This window comes from Marinomonas sp. ABL3_031, from assembly GCF_056161265.1.
This window is the reverse complement of sequence record NZ_JBSWYU010000001.1, coordinates 398,171-417,997: the sequence shown is the minus strand read 5'-3', so window position 1 is coordinate 417,997 and position 19,827 is coordinate 398,171. Positions and strand designations below refer to the sequence as shown.

General features: G+C 46.2%; 20 protein-coding genes and 1 tRNA gene. 10 read left to right on the top strand and 11 right to left on the bottom strand.

Going from position 1 to position 19,827, the window contains the following annotated elements; translation table 11 throughout:
* Window position 1: 1 nt before the first annotated feature.
* Window positions 2–1,195, bottom strand: a complete 1,194-nt coding sequence (locus ACXAH2_RS02035; RefSeq protein WP_475076253.1) for an efflux RND transporter periplasmic adaptor subunit — start codon at window positions 1,193–1,195, stop codon at window positions 2–4.
* Window positions 1,196–1,288: 93 nt separating this feature from the next.
* Here ACXAH2_RS02035 and ACXAH2_RS02030 point away from each other — a divergent pair, with 93 nt between their 5' ends.
* Entirely contained in the window at window positions 1,289–1,861 is a 573-nt protein-coding gene (locus ACXAH2_RS02030; protein ID WP_475076251.1) for a TetR/AcrR family transcriptional regulator, read from the top strand.
* On the opposite strand, the gene ACXAH2_RS02025 is transcribed toward ACXAH2_RS02030, so the two are convergent.
* Together ACXAH2_RS02025 and ACXAH2_RS02020 are read right to left on the bottom strand one after the other, a co-directional pair.
* Window positions 1,858–2,748, bottom strand: coding sequence for a DMT family transporter (locus ACXAH2_RS02025; RefSeq protein ID WP_475076249.1), 891 nt, complete (start codon window positions 2,746–2,748; stop codon window positions 1,858–1,860). The genes ACXAH2_RS02030 and ACXAH2_RS02025 overlap by 4 nt on opposite strands.
* Before the next feature lie 99 nt (window positions 2,749–2,847).
* A complete protein-coding gene (locus tag ACXAH2_RS02020; protein ID WP_475076248.1) occupies window positions 2,848–4,050 on the bottom strand; it encodes an FAD-dependent monooxygenase in 1,203 nt (400 codons plus the stop codon).
* Window positions 4,051–4,227: 177 nt separating this feature from the next.
* Here ACXAH2_RS02020 and ACXAH2_RS02015 point away from each other — a divergent pair, with 177 nt between their 5' ends.
* Complete coding sequence (locus ACXAH2_RS02015; protein WP_475076247.1) at window positions 4,228–5,652, top strand: DEAD/DEAH box helicase; 1,425 nt, start codon at window positions 4,228–4,230, stop codon at window positions 5,650–5,652.
* A 96-nt stretch (window positions 5,653–5,748) separates the two neighbouring features.
* Here the strand turns inward: ACXAH2_RS02015 and ACXAH2_RS02010 are convergent, their stop codons facing one another.
* From ACXAH2_RS02010 to ACXAH2_RS02000, 3 genes are all read right to left on the bottom strand, one after another.
* Window positions 5,749–7,140, bottom strand: coding sequence for an L-cystine transporter (locus ACXAH2_RS02010; RefSeq protein ID WP_475076245.1), 1,392 nt, complete (start codon window positions 7,138–7,140; stop codon window positions 5,749–5,751).
* A 349-nt stretch (window positions 7,141–7,489) separates the two neighbouring features.
* Window positions 7,490–7,566: transfer RNA gene (locus ACXAH2_RS02005), tRNA-Ile, on the bottom strand.
* 120 nt (window positions 7,567–7,686) lie between these two features.
* Window positions 7,687–8,508 (bottom strand): cupin domain-containing protein, encoded by an 822-nt coding sequence (locus tag ACXAH2_RS02000; RefSeq protein WP_475076244.1) that lies wholly within the window; start codon window positions 8,506–8,508, stop codon window positions 7,687–7,689.
* A 116-nt stretch (window positions 8,509–8,624) separates the two neighbouring features.
* Here ACXAH2_RS02000 and ACXAH2_RS01995 point away from each other — a divergent pair, with 116 nt between their 5' ends.
* Window positions 8,625–9,161, top strand: coding sequence for a peroxiredoxin-like family protein (locus tag ACXAH2_RS01995; protein ID WP_475076242.1), 537 nt, complete (start codon window positions 8,625–8,627; stop codon window positions 9,159–9,161).
* A 26-nt stretch (window positions 9,162–9,187) separates the two neighbouring features.
* On the opposite strand, the gene ACXAH2_RS01990 is transcribed toward ACXAH2_RS01995, so the two are convergent.
* The 3 genes from ACXAH2_RS01990 to ACXAH2_RS01980 form a co-directional block, all read right to left on the bottom strand.
* Window positions 9,188–9,655, bottom strand: coding sequence for a GNAT family N-acetyltransferase (locus ACXAH2_RS01990; RefSeq protein WP_475076241.1), 468 nt, complete (start codon window positions 9,653–9,655; stop codon window positions 9,188–9,190).
* A gap of 88 nt (window positions 9,656–9,743) precedes the next feature.
* On the bottom strand, window positions 9,744–10,274 hold the full coding sequence (locus ACXAH2_RS01985) for a hypothetical protein (RefSeq protein WP_475076240.1): 531 nt from the start codon (window positions 10,272–10,274) through the stop codon (window positions 9,744–9,746).
* Between the two features lie 214 nt (window positions 10,275–10,488).
* Window positions 10,489–11,865, bottom strand: a complete 1,377-nt coding sequence (locus tag ACXAH2_RS01980; RefSeq protein ID WP_475076238.1) for a glycine--tRNA ligase — start codon at window positions 11,863–11,865, stop codon at window positions 10,489–10,491.
* Window positions 11,866–12,105: 240 nt separating this feature from the next.
* Between ACXAH2_RS01980 and ACXAH2_RS01975 the strand changes: the two genes are divergently transcribed.
* The 3 genes from ACXAH2_RS01975 (at window position 12,106) to ACXAH2_RS01965 (ending at window position 13,792) form a co-directional block, all read left to right on the top strand.
* On the top strand, window positions 12,106–12,561 hold the full coding sequence (locus tag ACXAH2_RS01975; protein WP_475076237.1) for a DUF3429 domain-containing protein: 456 nt from the start codon (window positions 12,106–12,108) through the stop codon (window positions 12,559–12,561).
* A 95-nt stretch (window positions 12,562–12,656) separates the two neighbouring features.
* Window positions 12,657–13,052 (top strand): thiol-disulfide oxidoreductase DCC family protein, encoded by a 396-nt coding sequence (locus ACXAH2_RS01970; protein ID WP_475076236.1) that lies wholly within the window; start codon window positions 12,657–12,659, stop codon window positions 13,050–13,052.
* 14 nt (window positions 13,053–13,066) lie between these two features.
* Window positions 13,067–13,792, top strand: coding sequence for an SDR family NAD(P)-dependent oxidoreductase (locus tag ACXAH2_RS01965; protein ID WP_475076234.1), 726 nt, complete (start codon window positions 13,067–13,069; stop codon window positions 13,790–13,792).
* Window positions 13,793–13,794: 2 nt separating this feature from the next.
* On the opposite strand, the gene ACXAH2_RS01960 is transcribed toward ACXAH2_RS01965, so the two are convergent.
* Entirely contained in the window at window positions 13,795–14,565 is a 771-nt protein-coding gene (locus tag ACXAH2_RS01960) for a DUF1826 domain-containing protein (RefSeq protein ID WP_475076233.1), read from the bottom strand.
* 163 nt (window positions 14,566–14,728) lie between these two features.
* Window positions 14,729–14,989 (bottom strand): DUF5062 family protein, encoded by a 261-nt coding sequence (locus tag ACXAH2_RS01955; RefSeq protein ID WP_394181977.1) that lies wholly within the window; start codon window positions 14,987–14,989, stop codon window positions 14,729–14,731.
* Between the two features lie 239 nt (window positions 14,990–15,228).
* Between ACXAH2_RS01955 and ACXAH2_RS01950 the strand changes: the two genes are divergently transcribed.
* From ACXAH2_RS01950 to prpD, 4 genes are all read left to right on the top strand, one after another.
* Complete coding sequence (locus tag ACXAH2_RS01950; protein ID WP_475076231.1) at window positions 15,229–15,924, top strand: GntR family transcriptional regulator; 696 nt, start codon at window positions 15,229–15,231, stop codon at window positions 15,922–15,924.
* A gap of 15 nt (window positions 15,925–15,939) precedes the next feature.
* A complete protein-coding gene (prpB, locus tag ACXAH2_RS01945; RefSeq protein WP_475076229.1) occupies window positions 15,940–16,818 on the top strand; it encodes a methylisocitrate lyase in 879 nt (292 codons plus the stop codon).
* A 112-nt stretch (window positions 16,819–16,930) separates the two neighbouring features.
* Window positions 16,931–18,058, top strand: a complete 1,128-nt coding sequence (gene prpC / locus ACXAH2_RS01940; protein ID WP_475076228.1) for a bifunctional 2-methylcitrate synthase/citrate synthase — start codon at window positions 16,931–16,933, stop codon at window positions 18,056–18,058.
* Window positions 18,059–18,087: 29 nt separating this feature from the next.
* Window positions 18,088–19,572 (top strand): 2-methylcitrate dehydratase, encoded by a 1,485-nt coding sequence (prpD, locus tag ACXAH2_RS01935; protein ID WP_475076226.1) that lies wholly within the window; start codon window positions 18,088–18,090, stop codon window positions 19,570–19,572.
* The last annotated feature ends 255 nt before the right edge of the window (window positions 19,573–19,827 follow it).

Here is a 19,827-nt window from a genome sequence, read left to right as displayed (position 1 = left end):
ATTAATTTCCTTGTGCTGCGGAAGCCTTATCACTGGCAACAATGTCACCACTTTTTGGGTCACGCACCATAGGCGAAGGAATCACTTCACTGCCAGCACGAACTTTTAAAGAACCTTCCACAACCACCTTGTCACCTGAATTGATGCCAGACAACACCAACCATTGATTACCAATGGCGCGGTCTATTGTCAGAATGCGCTTCTCCACCACATTCTTATCATTCACAACATAAGCCGTTGGATTGCCTTTTACATCACGAGCAACACCTTGCTGAGGTACCAATAAAGCTTGTGTATGAGTGGCTTCATGCACCAAACCGCGAACGAACATACCGGGCAACAGTAAATCATCAGGGTTGGGGAATTCGGCACGCAAAGTCACACTGCCCGTGTTTTCATCGACACTTACTTCACGTGCTTTTAACTGACCTGGGTATTCGTACTCGGTTCCATCCTCTAACACCAATGTAACGCGGTTTGAACCTTTCTCAACGCCTTCTTGCTGCAGCAGGGTTCGTTGTTTTAACTGATCCAAACTGGTTTGTGCTAAATCAACGAAAATAGGATCCAAAGAACGTATGGTGGTCATCACTGTCGCTTGACTACCAGTTACCAAAGCACCAACCGTAACTTGTGAAATACCAATACGTCCATCGATCGGTGCACGAATTTTAGTGTAACCTAGGTTTATCTTGGCGCTTTCTAAAGCAGCCTCTGAACCACGCTGTTTTGCTTTCGCTTCAAGGTAGGCGACTTGCGCATCGTCTAGATCTTGCTGCGATACATTGTTTTGTTTACGCAATTCTTGGTAACGCTCATATTTTAGCTGAGCAGATCGTAAGCTGGCGTTGCTGGATTCTAAGTCTGCTTGTGCTTGCTTATAAGAGGACAAATAAGTGGCATCATCCAATTCATACAAAACATCACCGGTTTTGACATCTTGACCTTCTTCAAAGAAACGTTTTTCCACAATACCGCCCACTTGGGGACGAATTTCTGCCACCAAACTGGAGTTGGTTCGGCCTGGCAATTCTGCCACAAGCTCTGTCGTTTGTGGTTTTATGGTGATGACGCCAACAGGCACTTTAGGCGCAGCAGACGCCGCATTGTCAGACGGATTTGCCGCTTCTTTCTGACAGCCTGCCAGTAACAATACAAGCAATATAACCGATGCGTATTTGAATTTAGACAACATTGAGGAGACTTCCTTTAGAAACATTGAGAATGATCATTCGCAAAACTATAATCTAAGCCAAATACCAAATATACGACCTAAACGTGCAAATAAATGAGAAGTCATAAAGAGCCTCGTCACAAAGACCAGCGCATACAAAGAATTATTGATGCCACGGAACAGCATGTACTGACCAAAGGATTCCATAAGGCCAGTATGAGTGATATTGCCAAATCGGCAGGCTTAAGTGTGGGACAAATTTACCGTTACTTTGCCCACAAAGACGACATTATTCGTGCCTTAGTTGAGCAGTCTACGCAAAAAAAATTACACTTTATGTCATCCTTTCTCGATAAGGAGAAATGGCTTGATCGCCATTTCTTAGACGATAGCGAAGAAACCCAGAAAATCCGTATCATGCACGCAGAGATTCAAGCCGAAGCGGCGCGCAATCCGGTGGTATTTGATATTTGTCAGGACTCTCAAAAGCGACTGCAAGAACACGCCGTAACCCTGCTGAAAAACAAAGCCCCAACAATGAGTCATGCTGAAGCGAGTGCAAAAATCGAAATGTTGGTTACCCTTACCGAAGGCTTATTAGCTCGCTGGGAGTTTCAGCAACGCCCTCTGAGCCAAGAAATCATCCAGCTTTACAACCAGGTGATTGATCAAATCTTGCCAGATTAATAACCTCGGGAGCGGCGTACCATAGAGCGGATTTGTGGCCATCGACTGACCAGCATGGCAACAAAAATCAACAAGCAACCAAACACCTGTCCTGCGCTCATGATTTCATTAAACCAAAACACCGCAAATATGGCGGTCCACACTGGCTCAAGATTCATAATCACGGCGGCATGACTGACTGGCGTCAAACTCATACCATAGGTTTGCAGCAAAAACCTCAGACTGCTGGCAATCAATGTACTGGCTAAAAACCACCCTGCCACACTGACACTGATGCTGTGCGGCAAGCGCTCAAACAACAAGGATAAAACCAACAATACCGCCCCCGCGGCGAACAACTGAATGGCGGTTAATACCAGCACATGCATGCGCACCGAAAAACGCGATAACAGGTTTAATTGCAAAGCAGACCCCAAAGCGGCACCTAAAAAATAAAAATGCGCCAACTCAAAATCCAATCCCTTGTTCAATGCCAGAAAGCCTAACCCCACAGCAGCAAAAGGCAGAGCAACCCAAATATTCATGGACGGCCGTTCAGCAAACATAAAACGCGCCACCAAAGGAGTTAACACTATTCCCAGGCTAGTAATAAAAGCGCCGACACCCAAATTTGACCCTTGATCCAAACCGGTCACCCAGAACATCATGGTGACGCCAAACAAGACCCCAACCAAACACGCCTGACGCACGCCTTGCCAACTCAGGCCACGAAAATACTTTTGCCCTACCAGAAACAACACAAAACCCGCCACCAAAAAGCGTACCGCCATGAAAAACAAAGGCGGTAAGCCCACCAAGGCTTCTTTTGAGAAAATCCAACCTAGGCCGGCAATAATAGTTACTAAGACTAAAATGACTTCGGCTTTAAGGTGACTAGCCTGTTTCAAGAGATGCCCTTATATGAATGAGTTAACCATTTAAAAAACGATTTTTTGCTTTCTCTCTGTAACCTAGTATTTCCAGTGCTTTTATTAACTTGTGACATGTTAACTTGTGACATCATGACCATAAACAAAGTCCAACTTAGACTGAATTATCTTAGGTGCAACAGCAGTAGCAAGCTGCATGGCTTTGAGTTTGGCTTTACCGAATACTCCCCCATGCATATGATACAAGCCCGCATTAGCCGCAGACATTTGTTGAATGTTAGTGGCTCTGGGTTTGCGAATAACCTCATACTTTATTAGTGCCGTAGGGACATCATACGTATCAAGTTGCTCAGCCAGCACATAAGCGTCTTCAATGGCCATGGCCGCACCTTGCGCCATAAAGGGCAACATAGGATGACAAGCATCACCCAACAATCCCACTCGATGTTCATACCATTGACTTAACTCAGCACGGGCATTTAACGACCAGATAAAGCTACTTTTTGCAGCGTCCAACAAGCCAGTAACTTGAGGATGCCAGCCTTTAAAAGCTTGCCGCAATTGCAAAATATCGCCTTCTTCACGCCAAGATTCAGAACGCCAAACGGCCTTCTCTTCCACCGCCACAAAGTTCACTTGCTTGCCACCGCGCACATAGTAAGTCACTAAATGTTTACCTGGCCCAGCCCAAACACAGGCTTCCGGTTGGATGGCCGCAGCCAACTCCTCAACAGGAATGACGCCACGCCACGCCACCTGCCCCATAAAACTAGGTTGCTCGGCACCCAGCATGCACTCTCGAATTTTGGAGTGAATACCGTCCGCGCCGATCAATACGTCCCCTGTGATGGTTTCGCCATTGGTCAGTTGCAGCACCACGTTCTCTGCTTCTTGCTGATAGCTCGCTTCTTGTTGATAGCCCATCACCTGCGTATTCAAGCGGATGGCGACGCCAGCGGATTGGCAGGCTTCTGCCAACACAGCGTGTAAATCGGCGCGATGCAGGTGCCAATAAGGCGCGCGATAACGGAATTCTGCCTCTTTACCCAAAGGGGCGCGCAGATAATATTCGCCACTGCGATAATCACGAATGCTGGCGTATTGCGGCTCAAAAGCAAGCGCTTGCAACTGGCTTTCCAAACCCAAGGCTCGCAATACCTTGCTGGCATTCGGGCTAATCTGCAACCCCGCGCCCACTTCTCCTAACTGAGCTGCCTGCTCACAGACCACGACCTGCATACCACGTTGCGCCAAAGCTAAGGCAGCAGTTAGGCCACCAATGCCAGCACCAGCAATAATTACCTGCTTCTTTTGATCCAATCTCTTTGCCCTTTAACGAATACGGTCACTTTGGTTCATCATGGTAGCGAATTTAAAGGTAAAAAAAAGCGACTCATGTCATCTTTAATGGCGACACAACAGAATATAGGGTAAGCTTCGCGCAATTCTTGTACAGTCAAGCTGTACACCCGCCTTTGTCACGACACGAGTACATCTATGAGTTTCACCAAACTGGGTCTGTCCGCCCCTATTCTTAAAGCCATTGAAGAACAAGACTACACTGAACCGTCACCTATCCAAGCACAAGCCATTCCAGCCGTTCTAGAAGGTCAGGATGTGATGGCTGCAGCACAAACGGGAACCGGTAAAACGGCAGGTTTCACCCTACCGCTGCTGGAAAAGCTCAGCGCTGGGCCATTGGCGAAAAGCAACCAAGTTCGCGCTTTGGTATTAACCCCAACGCGAGAATTGGCAGCTCAAGTGGCGGAAAGTGTGAAAAACTACGGTCAGCATCTACCGCTAAAATCGACCGTGGTGTTTGGTGGTGTGAAAATCAACCCTCAGATGATGGCACTGCGTCGTGGTGCCGATGTACTGATCGCAACACCAGGTCGTCTGTTGGATTTATACAATCAAAATGCCCTGAAATTCGATCAACTGGAAGTCTTGATTCTTGACGAAGCCGATCGCATGCTCGACATGGGCTTTATTCACGACATTAAAAAAGTCTTGGCCATTTTACCGAAGAAACGTCAGAACCTTTTATTCTCCGCGACTTTCTCGCCAGAAATCAGGGATCTTGCAAAAGGTCTGGTGAATAACCCAGTCGAAATTTCGGTGACACCGCGCAACGCGACGGCCAAATCCGTTGAACAGTGGTTACACCCAGTCGATAAGAAACAAAAAATCCATCTACTGATCGATTTGATTGCCCAAGGTCAATGGCAACAAGCCTTGGTATTTTCTCGCACCAAACACGGTGCCAACAAGATTACCAAACAACTAGAAGACGCCGGCATTCGCGCCAGTGCCATTCACGGCAACAAAAGCCAAGGAGCCAGAACACGTGCTCTGACGGATTTCAAAGAAGGCCGCATTCGCATACTGGTGGCTACCGACATCGCGGCACGCGGCATTGATATCGAAGAATTGCCCCATGTGGTGAACTTTGATTTACCTGACGTGGCGGAAGACTATGTTCACCGTATTGGCCGTACCGGTCGTGCCAGCGCCACTGGGCAAGCCATCTCTTTGGTGTCTGCCGATGAACTGGATCAACTTAAAGCCATCGAACGTCTGACTCAGAAGCTGATTGAACGTCGTTATGTGGATGACTTTTTCCCGACCCATATGTTGCCAGACACCACACTGGACACGCGCCCTATTAAGCCGAAGAAACCAAAAAAGCCTAAGAAACCCAAAACAGGCAATGCGGCCGCTAACTCAGCGAACGGCAATAAAAAAGCCAAAAAGCCAGCGCCAAAAGCCGATGTTACCCCCGGCCCAGGTTTACGCAGCAAGCCTTTGGCACCTGCCAGACGTAATCGCAAGCCGAACGGCGGTACGAATAAGACGAACGGCGGTACGAATAAGCCGAGCGGCGGTGCTAAGCCGAATGGTAGTGGCCCAAAAAACCAATAACAGTCAATAAAATACCAAACGCATTCCATTAATGGGTAAGCAAACAAGCATAAAAAAACCACCCGCAGGTGGTTTTTTTATATTTAGATCAATGACTTAACCGCTTTTCAGCTCGCCACTGGCGTCATTATCACTGGCAAATGCCACTGTGTCCGTGTGACCCAACCATTTCGAGGTAATGGTACCTGACGTCATCGCACCGTTCACATTGACTGCCGTTCGACCCATGTCGATTAGAGGCTCAATCGAGATCAATAACCCCGCCAAGGCAACCGGCATATCAAGCGCGGACAATACGATCAAGGCCGCAAAGGTCGCACCGCCACCAATACCTGCAATACCGAATGAACTGATGGTCACAATCGCCACCAAAGACAAGACGAAAGACGGATCAAGTGGGTTAATGCCTATGGTCGGCGCAATCATTACCGCCAACATAGCAGGATACAAACCAGCACAGCCATTTTGCCCCATGGTGGCACCAAAGGAAGCGGAGAAGTTGGCTTCGCCATCACCGTTACCTAGGCTCTTGGTTTGTGTTTCGATGTTTAAAGGAATCGTACCAGCGCTTGAACGGGACGTGAACGCAAACAAGAGCACAGGAGAGACTTTCTTCAAGTAACGAATTGGCGAGATACCATTAAACGCCAACAACACCAAATGCATCACTAGAATTAACGCCAAGCCAACATAAGAGGCCACAACGAAATTCAGCAGAGTCAAAATGTCAGACACGTTGGAACCGGCCACCACTTTGGTCATCAACGCCAAAATACCGTAAGGCGTTAGGCTCAAGACCATACGCACCAATGTACGAACAATGGCTTGTGACACATCAACAAAGCGCTCGAAAATCTCACCGATTTCCGGTTGAGTTTTCGCTACTTTTACACCCGCCACACCAATAAAGGCAGCAAAAATCACCACCGCAATGGTCGACGTTGGACGACTACCTGCTAGATCGGCAAACGGATTACCAGGGAAGAAAGAGCGAATCATGTCAGCAAAAGACACATTGGCAAGACCATCAAGACGGGTTTGCAAAACTTCGCCACGGGCCATCTCACGAGCGCCCTGCACTATGCCGTCTGCAGACAAACCAAATAGGTTGCTGACAAACACACCAATCAAAGCGGACACAGCCGTGGTGGCCAACAAGATACCGATAATGGAACCAGACATTTTACCCAATGAACCTGTGTCTTTTACCTTGACGATGGCGCTAATAATAGACACCAAGATCAGTGGCATAATGATCATCTTCAGCAAGCTGACATAACCAGAACCAACAATATTCACATACTCAAGGGTTGCCGTGATCGACTCACTGCCCACCCCATAAAAGAACTGCAACACAGCGCCAAACAAGACGCCCAAACCAAGACCGGTGAAAACACGAACGGACAAAGACTTTTCCGCTTTTTGCTGGCGAAACAAGACCACCAACAAAATCGCAAACACCACTAAATTTAAAACGGGAAACCACATAAAAAAACCATACCTTAAAACTAAACACATCGACGTTTAGACCAGCTTACTCCGTGTAAAACGGCATAGGTCGATCAAATCGGCGCCATGGTAACAAAAACCTGACTAAATGGATAAGATCGATTTTCATTAACCTATATAAAGAAAAGTAATAAGCAAATCACCAAAATGTGTAAAAAAACGGCAGGTAATTTTCAAGAGGACTTTATCCCTAAGCAGATAAGAATCAAAAATGTTTGATTGAGTTGAATAATCCAAAAATATTCAATGATATTAATTGGATAATGTTTAAGAACTCATAAGAACAAAAAAGCCCTAGCAGGAACTAACCTACTAGGGCTTATTTATATGGTGGGCCTGCCCAGACTTGAACTGGGGACCTGCCGATTATGAGTCGGATGCTCTAACCAACTGAGCTACAGGCCCGAAAAGCGGAACGAATTATAGCGACAAGCGATAAAGATGCCAAGCTGTAATGTGATTTTTGCGAGTTAATTCACGCAATTAGCCAAAGAGGCACTATCATCGGCTGCTAAGGCAAGAGGCTTAGGAAGCTCTACGAATCGCGCCGGGCGGCACGCCCATGACTTTTTTAAAACTGCGTCGAAACGCGGCTTCACTTTGATAGCCTAGTTCATCACTCAGTAATGCTAGGTTTTTATCGCCATTTTTTAATCTCTGCGCCGCCACTCGCATGCGCCATAGGGTGAGATACGTCATAGCGAGGGTTTCACGAAAGGCGCGACTGAAGCTGGAACGGGACATGCCTGCCAACGCCGCAAGATCGTCTAGGTGCCAAGGCTGTTGCGGTTGCTCATGTATGGCAACAATGGCACGAGCCAGTTTGGCATCACTTAACCCAGCCAATAACCCCGATGGTATCCGATTGGTTTGCATAAAAAGCCGCAACATTTGCACTAACAGAGCTTCAGCCAAGCGTTCCAAAACCACTTGAGAACCACAACGCGCTTGGATAAATTCTTGTACCAAAATACTATTTAAAGGCTGCAATTGCTGGCCAATGTCATCCCCCGGCAAAATGGTCACCCAAGGCAAGCCATCATCTAGCAAGGGATTCAGTGCTTTGCTGGCAAAATCGTATTCACAGATCAACAAACTTGATGGCTGAGCATCTGTAGCGGTTAAGGTAAATACTATGCCGGATGCGAGCCACACGCCTTCACCATGACACAGGGTCAGTTGTTTACCCTGTTGATCATGTAAACGTACTTCCCCATCAAGAGCATAAAGCCAATAGCAAGCGGCGCTTTTCAGAGATAATGGCTGTGCACTTGTCTTACTAGACATACCGGTCACCGCCGTCGTTCTGGGTCGAAAGGCACTTAGCACGGAAGACAATCTGTCCATATTAATGACTCTTTAAAAATACGATCTGCAACATTTATGATATTTTAGAGCACCTATCGTATCATTTAATCTTCTATGATGTCTTCATTGTTAAGCCACCCACAAGAGGATGCATTATGACTCCACAGGTTTTAAAACCACGACAAGCCACACCCGAACTCACGTTAGATTCATTACAAGGCAAGTGGCGTTTGGCAGACCAGAGCGCTGAACATTTCACTATGCTAGTGATGTATCGCGGCCTACATTGCCCTATCTGTAAGAATTACTTGCGTGAATTAAGTCGCTTATTAGAGGACTTCCAAGCCAAAGGTGTGAATGTATTGGCCCTGAGCTCGGACACTCAAGAACGCGCTCAACAGGCTTCAAGCGAATGGGAGATTGAAAACCTTCCTCTGGCATACGGCTTAACGGTAAAGCAATCTCAGGATTGGGGATTACATCGTAGCGCGGGTCGTGGTCTCACCAGTATTGGCATAGAAGAGCCAACGGAATTTACCGAGCCGGGCTTATTTCTCGTGCGTCCAGATGGCACCTTGTATTGGAGCAACATCAGTACCATGCCCTTTGCTCGCCCCAACTTCAAAGAGGTACTTGGCGCGATCGATTTCGCCATCAATAAAGATTATCCAGCGCGTGGAGAATTGGTGTAATTTTCAGAAAGGAAAGGTTCTGCAGCTCAAAAGGATTTGATCATGATGTGTTGCGGGCCTGATGGTCCGCCTTCATATAAGGTTTGCGAATCTTTAAATCCGGCTTTTTCATAACAGGCTTTTGCTGCGGTATTTAGACAATTCACCGTCAATAAAAGACGCTTGAATCTGCGGTATTCTATCACCAAATGCGAGTCTAGAGCCTGCAAAGCCTGACCGGCAAAACCCTTTCCTTGATGGGCTTGGTCAATGAAAAACTTTCTTAAGCCAAGGTCATGACGGTCGGCAAAGTCATGGGACTTGTTGAACACTGTGTCTAATAAGAAAAAACCAACAATCTCGTCTTGATCACAAATGATATAAGGGCGTATTTGTGCATTGGCCAACGCCAGTATGTCCGTCATTGTGCCCACAAACCTTTGTTGTTCTGGCATCACCTTGAGATCAATGACTCGACCCACATGCTTAGTGGTCATTTTTTCAATACGAATCAAACCGCTAGCTCCCTAATGAATGTGCCATCGTTTTTTCTAATGTACAAAAAAACAGGCCAATCAACGGCCTGTTTTTTTAGTATCACAATTACATAGTATGTTCTATGAATGACGCTTCCCCAATCAATTTTTGAGGTGCGGTATCGTTAATGGTCAGTTGAGCATTGCAACCACTAATGATCTCTGCACCAGCAATCTTGTCTTCATTACTCTCATGTTCAAGATTAAAGACAAAATCCACTTTATCACCAGGTGAAACTTGTATCGGTATGATCATACCGCACGATGCTGAAAAGCTGCCGCCACCTCCGAAAAGCTCAATTTTACCGCCTCCTTGCATCTGATTTACCACCATGGTTAAGGCTTGATCAGCAGGAATATCAAGCTCGTAGCGAATCTGATCAGGCTTGACGATATGATAGCCCTCCCAAGTGTCATCCGCATTGTTCATATCGATGCGAACGTATTCATTGTTCATGATACCGCTGTCTTCCATAAAGCCGTTTACTGTTACAGTAAAACTGGCTTTGGGCATATCTGGGGGGACAGCGATCTTAGAAACACAGGCCGTTAAACCTATTAATAGCGACAATAAAAACGTACTTTTAACTAATGTCATCTGGGGTAATCCTTATTTATTCCATTATTCAGTTACAAAATATAACGTGATTTTAAGTCGATGAGAAGACAGTTTTATGACGTGTATCAAGCATAAGCATGTTAGGTCATTTTACGGATTAGATTGCTGAAACTTAGCAATAAAAAAGCCGCTGTGGATTGCTCCACAACGGCTTTTTAAGATTATCAATAAATTAAAGCGATCAAGAAAAAGATTAGTCTTGATTGATGAAGTAGTTCATTACATAAGCCGGTAACTCAGCGGCTGGCACCACCACTTGTTCCATGGTGTCACGGTCACGAACCGTCACTGGTGCTCCTTCTTGTTCGATAGAGTCAAAGTCTACTGTAACACAAATCGGTGTACCGACTTCGTCGTGACGACGGTAGCCTTTACCTACGTTACCTGTGTTTTCGTAAAGAATACGACCCAAACCCAGTTTTTGCAGCTTGTTTTTCAGCTCTTTCGCCAAAGCAACGATTTCAGGCTTGTTCTTCTTCAGCGGCAAAATAGCCACTTTGATCGGCGCTAGATGAGGCTTGAACTTAAGCACAGTTCGGGTTGAACCGTTTTCCAATTCTTCCTCTGTGTAAGCTTCCGTCATGACAGCCAACAAACCACGATCCAAACCAGCAGAAGGCTCGATACAGAAAGGCACTTCCCATTTGTTGGCTTCTAGATCACGAATCGCCAATTTAGCCGTAGAGTCGGTGTTTTTCTTCACTTTTGCAGACAAGCCAAATTCGTCTTGTGCTTTGGTGTGTGAGCCCAAATCGTAATCGGTACGGTTTGCCACCCCTTCCAATTCTTCAAAACCGTGTGGAAACTTGTACAAGATATCCACAGTGGCTTTAGAGTAATGAGCTAGGTCGTCACCCGTCACGTATTCAAACTGGATGTTTTCTTCGGATAAACCTTGGTCTAACCACCATTGTTTACGGGTTTCTACCCAGAATTCGTGCCATTTTTCATCTTCACCAGGCTTACAGAAGAATTCCAATTCCATTTGTTCAAATTCACGCACACGGAAAATGAAGTTACGTGGCGTGATTTCATTACGGAACGACTTACCGATTTGTGCAATACCAAATGGCAAGCTGCGCGATGTAGAGTCCACCACGTTTTTGAAGTTAGTAAAGATACCTTGTGCGGTTTCAGGGCGCAGGTAAGTGTAAGAGTCTTCGTTAACCATTGGGCCAACGTTAGTCTTAAACATCAAATTAAAGTCACGAGGCTCTGTTACCTCTGTTGAACCACAGTTATCACATACCTTGATGTCTTTCATGTGGTCAGCACGCATACGAGATTTACACTCGTGGCAATCCACCATAGGGTCAGTGAAAGTGTCTTCGTGCCCAGAGTATTTGTACACGTTTTTGTTTTGAATAATCGCCGCGTCCAAACCTTCAACGTCGTCACGCTCATAAACCATAGAGCGCCACCAAGCCGCTTTTAGGTTGTTTTTTAATTCAATACCTAACGGACCGTAATCGTAAGCGCCCTGCATACCACCGTAGATTTCACTGCCTTGGAAAATAAATCCACGACGTTTACAAAGGGAGACGAGTTCATCCATCGTTTTAGCTGGCATTTCTAAACACACCTTAAGCAATATTGGTTAAATTAGAGACACTTGGCATACAACCAAATGTGGAAAGATAGTTAATAGCCGCACATTGTACTCTTTGAGCGTATTTCGCTCAATGGCATCTAGCGCGGATTCAGCGAATGCAAAAAGTCAGAAAGTATGTCTCTTATAGCTGGTAGTTATGAGAACAATCGTATTAGAATACACCTTATTTGCACATTTATTTTATAAGGCTGTAAAACAATGCGCACTTCCGCTTCTCCCTACACCATGATACTGGGGGCCATGGGCTTGATCCCTTTCGTGTTTGCCACCTATCTAAGCTGGACTAACACAACCCTATTTGATCGTTCTGGTTTGTACCTATTCATTACCTATGGTGCGATTATTTTGAGTTTTTTGTCAGGGACTCTGTGGGGACAATTCATTCATAAAGAGTCCAGCATAGTCAGTAAATACCTACTTATTTCCAGCAATGTCGTGGCCGTCGCAGCCTGGTTTTCTTTATTACTCGACATTCAAGTGTTGTCCATTGCCCTATTGTTCTTGGGCTTTATTAGCACTTTTTGGGGGGAAGCCAGATTCACACGCCAAGAAGAATCAGAAGCGTCTCCTACCTCACCTTACCTCACCATGCGTTTTGTACTGACACTGATCGTCTGCGTACTGCATCTGTTGGTTTTCTATCCTAGCTATTAATTCTCAACCGTCCTCCTTTACGTTGGAGGACTGATCTTTTCTCCCTTGTGCTGCGTATATTTAAGTTGATAACGCTCAATCAATAGGGAAAAACCATGTTAACCATTTTTTATGATGGCAAATGTCCTTTGTGTGCCGCTGAGATGAAAAGTTTGGCTAAGTTCGACACCAAGCATCAACTCATTTTAGAGGACCTTCATGCCGACGATTTTCAACAACGCTTTCCTCACATTGACCCAGTTGCCGCTGACAGAGTGTTGCATGGTCAATTGGCGGATGGACGCATTATCAAAGGTCTCGATGTAACCTGCACCGCTTGGAAATTAGTCAATAAACACAAGTGGCTGAAAGTCTTACGCTGGCCCGTAATTCGCTTCTTTGCTGACAAGGGGTATTTATTTTTTGCCCGTTATCGACACCCTATTTCCGCCTTTGTGAGCGGCAAGAAGCGTTGCGAGCCTTGTCAGAAAGACAGTTGTGATTTGAAATAATAGGACTGACCAGCATGTCGAATTATCACGCGTTAGTGATTGGGGCCAGCAGTGCCATCGCTCAAGCCATTATAGAAAAGTTACAGCAGGATTCTGATTGTCTGACAATAACCGCCGTTTCTCGCTCTGAAATGGTGCTGCCAAACATGGATAAAGTGAACGCAATATCCTGTGATTATCAGCAAGACAGCATTGCTGAGCTGTGCCAAAGCTTACAAGCATTTCAAGGGAAAATTCATAAAGTATTCATTTGCAACGGGCTATTGCACGACGACAGTATGCAGCCAGAGAGAAAAATTGAAAGCGTCAATGCAGCTCAATTGGCGGCGAGTTTTGAAGCCAACAGTATTACGCCCATGTTGTGGTTAAAATATTTATTGCCTGTATTAAAAGGCACAATAGCGACCCAAGTAGCCGTCTTTAGTGCTCGAGTGGGCAGTATTGCCGACAATAAAATGGGCGGTTGGTACAGCTATCGCGCCTCCAAAGCCGCCCTTAACATGCTGATTCAAACTTCTGCTATTGAATACGCCAGAAGAGCAAAGAACGTCAAACTCATCGCCTTTCATCCAGGCACCACAGACACACCTTTATCACAACCTTTCCAACGCTCCGTCCCCGAAGGTAAGCTTTTTACGCCTGATTTTGTGGCCCAACAACTGCTTGATTTAATGAATAACATTCCCATGGACATTCAAGCAGCGTATCGGGATTGGAATCATCAAGCAATCGACTGGTAAGGTCATACCATGTCCAAACTGAGGAATAAACGTGGCTGTTCACTGCTCGCCGAAGGCGATCTGTGCACCATGCCACGACCTTGTGATGCAGGCCAATCATCGCCTTTCATCAAAGCCACGTCGCCGACATTTAAGCGATTAATACGACCTTGATGTAACAATCCAGAGTTGTGATCTTTGGCATCACCACCTCGCCCTAAGCGCCCTCGTTGCACATGGGCTTCATGTAACCATTCACTGCCCGCGCCCGCGTAGGTAGTAATCAAGCGGCAAGGAATTTTGTCCACATGAAAACGCGGGCACATGGCTTTTGACAACACATCCAAGCGCAAGCCAACTTCTTGTAAGTCAAACAGGCAAGCAAACATTTCCATTAATAAGGTCACATCCTCAATAAAAGCCTGCTTACCTTTCGCTTCTGGCAACAATTTCTCTAACAACTTAGCAGCAAGCTGAGGCGTTTGTTGTCCTTTGAAGCTAAACTGCGGCACTTTGGTCATCAGGCTTTGCGCATACTCAAATGCTTCGTCCAAGGGTCTTTGCCAGACCACCATGCCAACTTGTGGATGATAAATGTCGCTAAGCACTTGCTGTTGTGTCGACTTCACTACACTCAAATATACCGGGTCAGATTCCATGATACTGAGATCTGACGCTGACTCTTCTCTCTGCTCTAGCTCTTCTCTATTGTTGCTGAACCTATTCGTCTGACTGGAAGCAATAGTATCTTGAGTGGATAACTCAGATTGAACTAACGGAACACAGGCTGACATGGACGATCTCCCCTTTGAATACAAAACCCCACACGAAAGAAATGTTATATCATAACAACAATAAAAAAAAGCGGTCCACACCAAGATCAAGGCTAAATACTTAAGGAATGAGTTTGCTATCACTAAGCAGCAAAGCGGCTTAGTGATGGATAATCAACTTGGTTTATTGTAAGAGAGGGTCATCTTTAGGCAGGTTTTTTTGTATCCACAGTGCCAACTTATGTTTCATATTCGGTAGATCTTCTTTGTCCGCTGGCAAGGCAACGATGAGTTTATCCAATACCAATAAACGATAAATGGCTTCGACTTTTTCATTAGCGGACATTGTCGCCGAAAAACCAGCATAACCTCGCTTCAGAGCATATTTTTCCCCAACCTGAATGGCTTTTTTGCTCAGTGCCGCCTCATTTTTCATTTTTTTCATCTGGCTTCCTCTGTTCTGCTTAGCTTGTCAAAGTGTCGACAATCTCGTGTTTTTTGTTTGCAGTCATTCCCAAAAACATTCTCATGAAAGCATAGTAAAGCACTGCGATGAAAGCACTATTACAGGCCTTACAATAGGAAAGATGAAATAAGGAAAAATAAAATTGTCGACAATTTAACTTGAAAACTGTCTCTTTAAGGACTATAAAACCTAACATTGTCAACAATTAGTCCAATATTATGAGCCAGATCATCCCGATAAAGTCCGCCACACTGTCAGAAGACATCGCCCAACAGCTGATCAATGCCATTGTCACTGGCGACATTCCTCAAGGCAGTAAAATCTCCGAACCCGAACTTGCCAAACAATATGGCATTTCCCGCGGGCCTTTACGCGAAGCCATTGTAAAACTGGAAGGGTTAGGACTGGTCACTCGTACCGCAAACGTCGGCGCTCGCGTTATTGAATTGAATTTGTCTGACATGCTAGACACCTTCACCATGCGCGAAGCATTGGAAGGCATGGCCGCAAGATTGGCCGCCAGCCGCATGGATAAAACCGAAATTGCCAGCCTATATGAATTACTCGATAAACATCAAGCCTTCTTAGACGCCAATCAAGATGAACACTATGCGCAACAAGGTGGTAATGAGGATTTTCACCTGCGTATCATTCAAGCCAGTGGTAACCAAAAACTCATCCGCTTGTTAAGTCATGAATTGTACGCTGTGATTCGTATGTATCGTCGTCACACTGCTGATCAGCGAAGCGACCCTCGCCAAGCATTACGTGAACACAAGGCCATACTCGATGCGATTGCCAATCAAGAAGGGGATTTGGCCGAGCTGTTAATGCGCCGCCATATCAGCCGAGCTTGTCGTTTATTACAACAAGCCATGGAGCAATCCGCTCAACTCAGCCCCAGCAAACAATAATAAAAGGAAAACAGCATGAGTCGACTCTCAGCCGGAGCCAAATTCAGACAAGCCGTAGCCAGCCACTCCCCGCTACAAATCGTGGGGACCATTAATGCTTATTGCGCTATGATGGCTCAACAAACAGGCCATCAAGCCATTTACCTGTCGGGTGGCGGTGTCGCCAATGCCTCATACGGTTTGCCCGACCTTGGCATGACGGATTTACACGATGTGTTAGAAGACGTAAAACGCATCACCTCTGCTTGTGATTTACCGCTTCTTGTCGACATAGACACAGGATTTGGTGGTGCTTTCAACATCACGCGGACCATAGCACAAATGGAGAAAGCCGGTGCCGCTGCCGTTCACATTGAAGATCAGGTTCAACAGAAACGCTGTGGCCATCGTCCAAACAAAGCCATTGTCAGTCAAGGTGAAATGGTTGATCGCATCAAAGCCTGTGTCGACGCTCGACAAGACGAGCAATTTGTTATTATGGCGCGCACTGACGCCTTGGCAGTAGAAGGGATGGCTTCCGCCATTGAACGCGCCATTGCTTGTGTTGAAGCCGGAGCTGACATGATTTTCCCAGAAGCCATGCTGACATTGGAGCAATATCAAGAGTTTGTCAGTGCGGTGAAAGTCCCTGTGTTGGCGAATATCACCGAATTTGGCGCCACGCCCCTCTTCTCCAAAGAAGAGTTAGCCAGTGTTGGCGTCGACATGGTGTTGTACCCCTTGAGCGCCTTTCGCGCCATGAACAAAGCCGCACTGAATGTCTATCAACACCTATTACAAGATGGCCACCAGCGAGAAGTGGTGGAGCAAATGCAGACACGAAGCGAGCTATATGAGTTTTTAAATTACCACGCTTACGAAGATAAGCTGGATCAGCTCTTCTCTAAAAAATAGTCCAAAAATAATCAGACAATTTCAGATAAAACAAAACGCTAGACACGATTCTCAAATAACACCAACGCATTGCTTGAGTGCAGCTTGGTAACAATAAAAAAGGAGATAGGCAATGGCAAAAGTACTTTCAGGCGCAGGCCTACGCGGTCAAAGTGCAGGTGAAACCGCACTCTGTACCGTCGGCAAAGCCGCCGCTGGGCTCACCTACCGAGGCTATGGCATAGACGTATTGGCCGACAAGGCTAGCTTCGAAGAAGTGGCATATTTACTGCTCTATGGCAAATTACCCAATCGTCATGAGCTGGAAAATTATCAGGCCAAATTGACGCAATTACGCCCCCTCCCCGATGCCCTAAAAGCCTGTTTAGAACTGATTCCTAAAGACGCTCACCCAATGGATGTGATGCGCACAGGCTGCTCTTTTTTAGGTAATATCGAACCCGAAAAAAATCATCAAGAGCAATTAGAAGTCGCCAACAGACTCGTTGCCACCCTACCCGCTATGGTGCTCTATTGGTATCGATTCTCTCATCATGGGGTGCGCATCGACACGCATAATCCAGACGAGCCGTCTTTGGCGGGGCATTTCTTAACCATGTTGCATGATAAAACACCTGATCCACTCCATACTCAGGTGATGAATGCATCCCTAATTTTGTATGCAGAGCATGAGTTCAACGCTTCCACTTTCACCGCGCGGGTCTGTGCTTCCACCATGTCTGATATGCATTCTTGCATTACCGGCGGCATTGGCAGCTTACGAGGCCCCTTGCATGGCGGCGCCAATGAAGCCGCCATGGAGATGATTGAAGACTGGCGCACCCCAGATGAAGCCGAAGCCGTATTGTTAAAGATGCTGGCTAATAAAGACAAGATCATGGGCTTTGGCCACGCTATTTACAGTGAGCGAGATCCACGTAATGACATCATTAAAAAATGGTCAAAACAATTAAGTGAAGCGGTGGGCGACGAGCATCTCTATGCTGTCTCTGAACGCTGTGAAGCTGTCATGTGGCGCGAGAAAAAACTCTTTTGCAATGCGGACTTCTTCCACGCCAGTGCCTACCGCTTTATGCACATTCCCACCAAGCTTTTTACGCCGATTTTTGTTTGCTCTCGCGTCACCGGCTGGGCTGCTCATGTGATGGAGCAAAGAGCCAACAACCGTATTATTCGCCCCAGCGCCGATTACATAGGGCCTGATCATGCTGAGTGGATCAATCTCGAAGATCGCCCATAAAGAATACATATTAATAATAAGGACAAGATATGAGTGCCAATGTAGACGTCAATAACCGCCCCGATTACGATCAAGTTATTCAAGACATTGCGGATTATGTGTTGAATTATCAAGTGACTAGTGAAGAAGCGCTGGAGACGGCGCGCAACTGCCTAATGGACACCCTAGGTTGTGGCTTACTTGCCTTACGTTTTCCTGAATGTACTAAGCATCTTGGCCCTATCGTGCAAGGAACTGTGGTACCAAATGGCGCTCGTGTCCCCGGCACCTCTTTGCAACTGGATCCTGTGAAGGCGGCGTGGGACATTGGCTGCATTATTCGCTGGCTAGACTATAACGACACTTGGTTGGCGGCAGAATGGGGGCATCCTTCGGACAATCTCGGTGGAATCTTAGCCGTGGCAGACTTTATCTCCCAACAAAAAGTTGCACAAGGAGAAGCCCCTCTGACCATGCGCCAAGTGCTCGAAGCCATGGTAATGGCCCATGAAATTCAAGGTGTTCTGGCATTGGAAAACGCCTTTAACCGAGTGGGTCTGTGTCACGTATTGTTGGTGCGCGTGGCATCCAGTGCTGTGGTGACCAAGATAATGGGCGGAGATCGTGAACAAATCATGGCTGCCATTTCTCAAGCTTGGGTAGACGGCTCGGCCCTGCGTACTTATCGTCATGCACCCAATGCTGGCTCGCGCAAATCTTGGGCCGCAGGCGATGCCACCTCTCGTGCCGTGCGTTTAGCCGACATGTCGATGCGCGGCGAAATGGGCATTCCGGGTGTATTAACCGCGCCACAGTGGGGGTTTTATGACGTGTCTTTCAGCAAAACCAATAAAGACCAAGCCATCAAACCAATCGAGCAGAGACAATTTTCCTTCCCACAAGGTTATGACGCCTATGTGATGGAAAACATTCTGTTTAAGATCTCGTTCCCCGCAGAATTTCACGCGCAAACCGCCGCAGAAGCGGCTGTCACCTTGCACCCACAAGTGAAAGACAAGCTCGCCGAGATAGAGAAAATCGTCATTCGCACCCATGAATCAGCCATTCGTATCATCTCCAAAGTCGGACCTTTGGCCAACGCTGCAGACCGTGACCACTGCTTGCAATACATGGCCGCCGTTCCGTTAGCTTTTGGTGAATTAATCGCAGAACACTATGAAGACGACTTTCATCAAGCTAATCCAATCATTGATGAGCTAAGAGACAAGATGGAAATCGTCGAAGATGTTCGTTTTAGTGCTGAATACTTAGAAGCCGATAAGCGCTCTATCGCCAATGCCATTCAAGTCTTTTTCAAAGACGGTTCAAGTACAGAGGAAGTGGTGGTGGAATACCCAATTGGCCATCGCCGCCGGCGAGCGGAAGGCATTCCTCTGCTGGAGCAAAAATTCCACAACAATTTGGCAACGCGATTCCCAAGTGCTCGTTGCAAACACATTTTTACTCTGTGCCAAGATCAAAAGGCGCTGGAAAACACTGCGGTGAATCGCTTTATGGATTTATTTGTCATTTAAACCGTTCACCATTCACTATTATTCATGAGTCAAACAAAGGTGTTGTTTGACTCATGCCCCCTCTTCTCGCTTGATGGTTTTATATATTGGGTAATATCCCACTCATAATATGTATGCCAATAGACAAGCAACTCTCAGGTTTATCAAAATACACCCAATCTAAACAGTGCCAACGCTCCTCAAATCATCAGAAATGGCCATTTAATAAAAAATGCAAGACACTAAAAAGTTACACTTTATTACAAAAAAAATTCT